The organism is Bartonella sp. MU37NMGALS (genome assembly GCF_042194015.1).
Lineage (GTDB): Bacteria > Pseudomonadota > Alphaproteobacteria > Rhizobiales > Rhizobiaceae > Bartonella > Bartonella grahamii.
This window is the reverse complement of sequence record NZ_JBHIML010000028.1, coordinates 1-8,106: the sequence shown is the minus strand read 5'-3', so window position 1 is coordinate 8,106 and position 8,106 is coordinate 1. Positions and strand designations below refer to the sequence as shown.

General features: G+C 38.0%; 7 protein-coding genes and 1 pseudogene. 5 read left to right on the top strand and 3 right to left on the bottom strand.

All coding sequences use genetic code 11. The annotated features are described in order from the left end of the window. Positions 1-296: 296 nt before the first annotated feature. Entirely contained in the window at positions 297-650 is a 354-nt protein-coding gene (locus tag ACFIJP_RS08160) for an XRE family transcriptional regulator (protein WP_375626876.1), read from the bottom strand. Between the two features lie 87 nt (positions 651-737). On the opposite strand from ACFIJP_RS08160, the gene ACFIJP_RS08155 reads away from it, so the two are divergent. From ACFIJP_RS08155 to ACFIJP_RS08140, 4 genes are all read left to right on the top strand, one after another. Next, positions 738-977, top strand: coding sequence for a DNA-binding transcriptional regulator (locus tag ACFIJP_RS08155; protein ID WP_273791731.1), 240 nt, complete (start codon positions 738-740; stop codon positions 975-977). A 670-nt stretch (positions 978-1,647) separates the two neighbouring features. Next, positions 1,648-1,983 carry a dATP/dGTP diphosphohydrolase domain-containing protein gene (locus ACFIJP_RS08150; protein WP_375626878.1) on the top strand — a complete coding sequence of 112 codons (336 nt, stop codon included), beginning with the start codon at positions 1,648-1,650 and terminating at the stop codon, positions 1,981-1,983. Positions 1,984-1,994: 11 nt separating this feature from the next. Continuing rightward, positions 1,995-2,393: a hypothetical protein gene (locus ACFIJP_RS08145; RefSeq protein ID WP_375626874.1), complete on the top strand. Its 399-nt coding sequence runs from the start codon at positions 1,995-1,997 to the stop codon at positions 2,391-2,393. 10 nt (positions 2,394-2,403) lie between these two features. Then, positions 2,404-2,586 carry a hypothetical protein gene (locus ACFIJP_RS08140; protein WP_375626872.1) on the top strand — a complete coding sequence of 61 codons (183 nt, stop codon included), beginning with the start codon at positions 2,404-2,406 and terminating at the stop codon, positions 2,584-2,586. A gap of 266 nt (positions 2,587-2,852) precedes the next feature. Here the strand turns inward: ACFIJP_RS08140 and ACFIJP_RS08135 are convergent, their stop codons facing one another. Next, complete coding sequence (locus ACFIJP_RS08135) at positions 2,853-3,476, bottom strand: hypothetical protein (RefSeq protein ID WP_375626870.1); 624 nt, start codon at positions 3,474-3,476, stop codon at positions 2,853-2,855. A gap of 59 nt (positions 3,477-3,535) precedes the next feature. On the opposite strand from ACFIJP_RS08135, the gene ACFIJP_RS08130 reads away from it, so the two are divergent. After that, entirely contained in the window at positions 3,536-4,009 is a 474-nt protein-coding gene (locus ACFIJP_RS08130) for a crossover junction endodeoxyribonuclease RuvC (protein ID WP_375626869.1), read from the top strand. 43 nt (positions 4,010-4,052) lie between these two features. On the opposite strand, the pseudogene ACFIJP_RS08125 reads toward ACFIJP_RS08130, so the two are convergent. Beyond that, a pseudogene (locus ACFIJP_RS08125) lies at positions 4,053-7,670 on the bottom strand (DEAD/DEAH box helicase family protein); the annotation flags it as partial. Positions 7,671-8,106: the final 436 nt, after the last annotated feature.

Sequence of the window (8,106 nt, the reverse complement as noted above, 5' to 3'; positions counted from 1 at the left end):
CCAGATTTAGCGAGATTTTGCTCTTCATTTTCGCACATCACTAAGAGAATTTCATCAGAATTTATAAACACTGGTTTTGTCACAAATGCCTCCATAGAGCCTATTGGCAAAAGTTATTTTTTAAGATATGGAACATATTTATGCGCATATTGCACATATGTCAACAATAAAATGTGCAATATGAACATATTTAGTGAGTATTATATTATTTTGGGATATATAAAATGGATGATATTGATAACCTTATAATGGAGGCAGTGAATAAGCTTAGTATAGATAAAAAAGAAGGTTAATTATTATTCTTCGTCTTTTAGAGTATCTAAAATGCGAAGAAGCCACTGCTTTTTTTCAGGAGATATATTTTTTAGAGTGTTAAAAACTTCTTCTTGAAGTTCGCGGTCTGAAAGAGCAGTTGTAGATTTTGTTTTTATCCCCTGTCCTTCACCAGTCAATAACCAACCTGTACTTACGTTAAAAGCTTTTGCGTATCGACTTGCGGCTTTATTGATGCCGCGAACTCCTTGTTCATGTTGTATATAAGTGTAATATGGCCAGCCGTAATATTGAGCTGCGGCTCGGGCAGATTTAAATCCTTTGGCAATTCTTGCTTCTGTTAAGCGTATAGCTTGGTCGGGTTTTTGTTCTTGCATTCTGACAACTCCTTTCCATTCATAATGCACATATTATATGTGCTTTTCGACTTGACTTTTTTCTGTGCACATTGCACACTTAATTTTATGAATAAGATAGAAGCAAAAAAAATACGCAAACGCCTTAATCTTACGCTGGACGAAATGGCAGCGTTATTAGGCGTTAACAAATCAACAGTATGGCGTTGGGAAAAATATGGTGTTCCTTCAAGAGGGGCAGTGGCTTATCTTTTAAAATCTTTATGCGATCAAGAGCAACACCCCCCATTGTCGAAAATTAGCAAGAGCTGCGGTGTTGATCACACCGGAGAAACTTTACAGCATTAAGGAGATGATGATGGCTGTAGAAAAGAAATATGAATTCATAGAACAGGGGGTTATGCTTGGACAACCCGCCGAGTTTTTACATCATAGAGTGTCACTTCAACGTATACGCGCATTAAGAGATTTTGGAAACGTCAAGAAAGGTGACCTAGGTGGTTTTATAGAACATGAAGGTGACCTATCACATGAAGGGGATTGTTGGGTAGATGATTCGGATAATTCCTTTAGCCGTGGATATGTTTTTGTCAATGCTAGGATTTTTGGAGATGCACGTGTTGGTGGCGGGGCTCGTGTTTTTGGAAATGCGGAAGTATACGGTTGTGCAGAAGTTTTCGGTGATGCGTATATTTATGATCATGCAAAGATTTACGGTAATAGCAAGGTTTATCATTCTCGCGTTTACGGTGAAGCACAAATTTATGAGAATGCTTTTGTTAGAGGTCAAGCAGAAGTTTATGGGAATTCTCACATTTTTGGGAATGCTGAAATTTATACAAAAGCACGTGTGTACGGGAATGCCAAGGTATATGAACATGCACATGTTTTCAATCAATCTAAAGTTTATGACAATGCGTTAGTTCACGGGCATGCCAAGATTAGAGAGAATGCCAAGATTTACGGCAATGCCGATGTTGGTGACTATGAAGATTTTCGCGATAACGACGAAGTTTACATGCGTAAACACGTTTTATATAGCACAAACGAAGCGCATAAGGATGATGACAGCAAGCCTCGTATAGAGCTTATACCGCCGTTGGCACTGCTTGAAATCGGTAAAGTTTTAGAGTTTGGAGCAAAGAAGTACGGAGCAAACAATTGGCGTAATGGCATGCACTGGAGCAGGTTTCACGGTGCTGCTTTACGTCATTTATTAGCATGGTTTGGTGGAGAGCATAAGGATGCTGAGAGTGATTTATCACACTTGGCACATGCGGCTTGTTGCATTCTTTTTTTAATGGAATGCGAAGCACAACAGATTGGTCATGATGACCGCCCTCATAAAAATTAAAGGAGATAAAGATGAGTTCGAATGAAATTTTATGGATAGCAGTGGTTTCAGTTTTGCTCTTAAGCGGAGTGATGTTTCGTATTGCATTGCATTATCGCAACCAAGTTAAAGCACTTAAAGAGCAGGTTCAAGATCTTAAGAAAGAAATGAGAGAGAATGAGTTTAGGTATTTAAAGGAAAGCAAGCAGACAATTGATCAATGTGATGCGGATCTTGAAGAACTTAAGCAAAAGATAGATGCGTACCGAGAAGACTTTAAACGGAAAAGTGAAAAGATACAGGCACTAAAAGCAGATGTTCAATCACGCGACGAGGAAGTTGAAAGACTAACACAAGAGCTTAAGCCGCGTGATGAAGCAGTAAAAGCGCCGCCTCATAAGAGTAAGAAGAGTAAGAAGCAGGGTAAGTGAGGAGAGAAAGATGAGTTTAGTAGCAACAGTTCTTTCTATAACTACCAATCTATATTTGCTTTATGAGGTTTATCACTATTTTAAACAGGCAGGAGAGCTTAGGGATGAGTTACAAGAAAAAAACAAGAAAATATGGGATCTAAAAGATAAGTTTAGCCAGAAAAACAACCGACGAAATGCGTCCAAAAAATAACAATCATAGTTTAAAGATAGGAGAAAAATATGAAAAAACACCACGTTATACTTTTAGTACTTCAGACGATTTAATACATGCAATAGGCTTACCAGAGGGGTGCACGCTCGTTTTTAGTAATTCTGATTGGAATTTTTCTTTTGATGAACACAACCATTTAATAGCTAAAAGCACTCTAGGACCAATGTTGAACTTAGAGATACACGGTGACAAGCGAGCTTTCAAAGAGAAGTTTTAGGGGTTATTTGAGAAACATAATAAGCGGTTTACATGTTAGATAAAATGCCTCGTAATTGATATGATTTTAATTCTTCTGTCATGTTTTCTATTTCGTCCCATGCAGATTGGATTCCTTCAGCTTCTTCTTTAGGAGAAAATAAGAACATCCCTTCTAAAAAAACATCGACATTAAAAATTTTTGTGAAATCATATGTTGGAGAAAATTGAAAAGTTATTTTAGTAGAAGCAATGCATGTACGATCAATATCTGCCCAAAACTGTATACCCATTATAGCTAAATGCTTTTTGTGTGCTGGAATAGTTATATTTTTCAGTAATACTTCTGACTCTGGCTTTTCTGGTGGGCTTATAAAATAAATTTCATTTTCGATCTTAGGAATATGAATTGGAAAGGGTGGATTAAACATCCCAATAGAAAGAAATGCTTTGGACCAAAGGTCACTTCTTTCCCATTTATTACCAGCATGTGGATCTTGGTGATAAATAGCAGAAACAGAGTGTACTTTAATATCAAAAGGAGTTGTGTTTTGAAAATTAAACCATGGGATAGTATCAGAAAAATTCTCATAACAAGATGTAACAATTAAAGGTGGCAGTGAAATGCATGTCTTTTGATTGTTTGCATTTTGGGTTGTATCATTATTAGGCACTGTTCCCTCCAGTTTTGGGAAAACATTAATTTTATAAAACACATTTATGGAATGGCACGGTGAATAACACGATTCTTTGTTTTGATCTAGGTACCAAAACGGGGTGGGCGATACGTGGTGCAAGTGGTGACATGTTCAGTGGTACCGTGAATTTTCAATCGCGCCGTTTTGAAGGCGGTGGAATGCGTTACTTGCGTTTTAAACAATGGCTATCAGAAATAAAGCAGACAGCAGGTCAAATTGACGTGGTGTATTTTGAAGAGGTGAGGCGTCATAAAGGTACAGATGCAGCGCATATTTACGGTGGTTTGTTAGCAACGTTAACGGTGTGGTGTGAACAGCATCAGATACCGTATGAGGGGATACCAGTAAGTACGATTAAGAAAGCGACGACAGGCAAGGGGAATGCGTCGAAAGAAGAGATGATTAAGGCGGTGCGTGCAAAAGGGCACAATCCGAAAGATGATAACGAAGCAGATGCTTTAGCAATTTTATATTTAGTTAAAGAAAGGGAATTGGGGTATGTCCAGTAAATTATGGACGAGGCTTTTTGCAGACAAGTGGGCAATAGTTGTTGATTATTTGCCAACCTTGTTTACTTCGTGTAATACCATTAATGCTACCAAATTCTTTAATTGTTTTAAGCTTTTTTTCTCTCGTGAGATAATCTCCAATATCACGGAAATATATTTTGCCACGCTGTTGTGCATTTGGATTTTTTACGAGAATAGAGATAGCAATAGGGGCTCGAGAGCCTTCACCAAAAATCTTACCGCCTTCTTTTCGCGAAAGTTCTCCAGAAGTTCTTTGATTCCCTCGTAAATGAAAAATATAAAGGCTTGAAAATTCTTAAACTAGGCATTTGCGTAAACCATCCATAGATTTTGTATCTATATAACTTGCATTTGTAACAAAACCAATCACACCACAATCTTTTATACGGTCACTTGCCCAGCGAATGGCACGAATATAACTATCATAAAGATTTCGCATAAGGCTTGCTTTAGATTGAGCGGCGTAAGTTTCACCAATACGGTTATTTAATATCGGATAAGGCGTATTCTTTGCATTATCATTAGCACTTTTTTGACCAGTTGAATAAGGAGGATTGCCAAAGATTACTTCAATATTGAGCTTTTTTTGAAGTTCTAAATATGCACTGTTTTCCTCTAGTAAACCTTTCATCAGATCTTGCTTTTCAACCATCCGAAACGTATCAGCCAAACCAATATGCTTGAAAGGGATGTAATCTCCTTTCTTCAAACTATGGTAAGTCGATTCAATATTGATCGCTGCTATGTAATAAGCCAGTAAAACAATCTCATTGGCATGGATATCATGACGGAATTTATATTCCATATCCTCTGGTTTTATGAGCTTTGATTGTAAAAGCCTTGTGATAAAGGTACCCGTTCCAGTGAAAGGGTCAAGAATAGAAACACCACGTGACCCCAAGCTTTTTCCAAATTCATTGCGTAAAACATCATCAACAGAATGAATGATAAAATCCACGACCTCAACGGGGGTATAAACAATCCCAAGCCTATCCGTTGTCTTCTTAAAAGCTTTGGTAAAAAAATCTTCGTAAAGCTTGATAATAAGATTTTGTCTTGCCTGTGGTTCTGTAATGCCAGAGGCACGGAACTTTACGCTGTCATAAAACTCTTGTAATTCTTTGGATTCTTCCTCAATATTGGTTTTATCGAGTTCTGTTAAGATTTTTTCCATTGCTTGCGAAATGGCATTGTTTTGTACAAATTCATTGCCCTCAAACAAGGCTTCAAACACGGGACGCGTCACAAGATGTTGCGCTAACATCTCAATCGCTTCTTCTTGCTTTATCTCACTGTTTAAGTTATTTTTTAATTCCTTATAAAACGCATCAAAGGCATGATAAGCTTCGCTTGTCTGATCAGAAAGCATAGTTTGAAGGCGTGTGATATGGTTTTGTGCAATCTCAGCAACATTGCCAGCCCAAATGCCCCAATAATCACTCATAGTAGATTTTTTAACAATCAGTGTTTTGAGAGCATTGGGAAACTCAACAAAAAAGGGTAATCTTCCTGTTACGCTATGACTATGTTGCGGTTCATGAGCTTGTGTCCCAATACGAAGTCCGGATTTTTCTGATTTTTCGTGGAGCGTGATTTCGTCAATAACCGTGGTGACATTCTCTAATTCGGTCTTTTTAGAAACTGTAACAATGTCGATGATAGAGCTTACGTCTTGCCCTAAGACCATCTGGTTAAGGGTTTTACTAAAATTCTCATCATGGGCAAGCAAAGCATTGAGAACTTGCCAGACAACACTGTATCTCTTATTGTTTTTTAATGCCTCTTCTGGTGAAACACCAGCAGGAACACCAACCGGCAAAATGATATAACCCATCTTTTTGCCTTTTGCACGACGCATCACACGTCCCACTGCTTGTATCACATCCACTTGGCTTTTACGCGGGTGTAAAAACATAACCGCATCAAGGGAAGGAACATCAACACCTTCTGAAAGGCAGCGTACATTGGTTAATATACGGCAGACATTCTCACCCGCATCTTCTTTCAACCAATCAAGTTTTATCGTACGGTTTTTGGCACCAGATTTTCCATTAATATGATCTACTTGACAGTTAAGAGGGGGAATATTTTTATGGTTTTCATGAAGATCACGTAAATCTTTCTTAACTTCTTCATCGTTGAATGTTCTACATATGCGTTCAGAAGTTTTAATATCTCTATAAAAAGCCAAAGCCCGATGCATGGGTCTTGTATCATCCCCAAGATCAATTTTCAGATCCATTTTGGTAAGAGCTTGATAACAACCCATGATCTTTGTTCTATCATCAAGAATAAGTTCATAATTCTCATCTGTCATCAGATGCTGGATAGATTTACTCACTTCTCCTTCATCAACACCTAAAACGATAATCTTGTAAGGCGTTAAAAGTCCATTTTTTACAGCATGGGAGAAACTATAAGAATAAAGGATTTTGCCATAAAGCTCTTCATCATCCATAGAAGCCAGAACGGCATCAATCTCATTAGCTTGTTTTTTGGCATTATCACTAAAGATACGAGGTGTTGCGGTCATATACAGACGTTTCTTGCCCCGAATAAGGCTATTGTCATGAACCTTGATAAACTCAGATTCACTCTTGTCTGTTCCTAACACAGCTCCAGTGGTACGGTGTGCTTCATCACAAATGATCAGATCAAATTCCGGTAAAGCATATTTCTTTTGCGCATCCGAAATCACCTGGATCGAATGGTAGGTAGCAAAGACCACAGTCATTGCATCAGGAGAAGTCTTATTGGTTTTTTCTCCAAGCTTTTGAGAATCTGTTGTTGCTGGTAGAGCGAGATCCGAGACATCGAGTTCGGCAGCATCATCTTGGGCTTTACGACGCTTACCAACTTGTGTATCAGAACACACCGCAAAGGAACGCAAGGGTATTGCTGTATCTGCTGTCCATTCTCTTATTGTTTGTGACATTAAAGAAAGAGAGGGGACAAGAAATAAAACACGTTTACCTTGACCAGCAAGAGCTTCTGCTATCTTCAGACTGGTAAAGGTTTTTCCCGTTCCACACGCCATAATCAGCTTGCCGCGGTCTGCTTCTTGTAAACCGTCACAAACAGCTTTAAGCGCTTCTTGTTGATGATCTAAAAGATTTTTCGGTTCTTTTTTCTTAAGAGTAGCTTTCCCTTTGCTTTCAAAGGTCGACCAATCTATTTGACTGTTTTCCAGATCAAAAAGATTAATCCGTTGAATGCGGACTCCTTGTCCTTCACAGGTGAGATCGGCATTGTTACTCCAATTACCTTCGGTGCTATCAACCAGAATACGGCGTGTGAATATTTTCTTGCCAGACGCTGCTATAAAGCTATCAATATCTTCTTTCTTGATCTGATGATTTGCACTATAAAACTTACATTGAATAGCGGCATATCCTTCTTCATCACGAATTTTAGCAACCAGATCAATGCCAATATCACGTCCATCTTCCCCATGCTCTTTTGCCCATTCACAATAGGTTTGAACCTTTTCATATTCTTGGCATTGTAGAGGGTCTTGCGTCAAATAAGCAATTACAAACTTTTCAAAAGAAGTTCCTCTATCGCGCGCACTTTCTGTATGATCACGGTAGGATTGTAACAGAGAGCGTAATGTCAGTGGTTTGTTATGAGATTGAAGCATTTATAATAAAACCCCACCGCTTTATAAGCGTTGATCTATCGATGTCAAAAAACTTTAAATAGAATCTGCTAGATCTATTTAAAACAAATAGCAATAATAAAATAAAAAAAGACCCACAACCTGCTTAAAAAGAAATTTTATTAAAGGCTACTTATCCACAGCCTATGACATGAGGTAAGATCAGCAAAATAGTGAAATTTGCTATTCGTTTCACGTGTTAATCAAGACAAATGAACTATATGCTTTGATAGGTTTTATAGATAGGTTTTGAAGGTTTCTCAAATCTTCAAAACTATTCGAAACTCATAGATAAGGCGTTCTTTGAAGGTTCACTCTATGAATGCAAGGGGATATGGTTTAGCAAATTTATCCTTTATATTTATGGGGATATTGATGTATTAACCATTGACGGGCTAAACAGTTTTGTTTAGAGGTT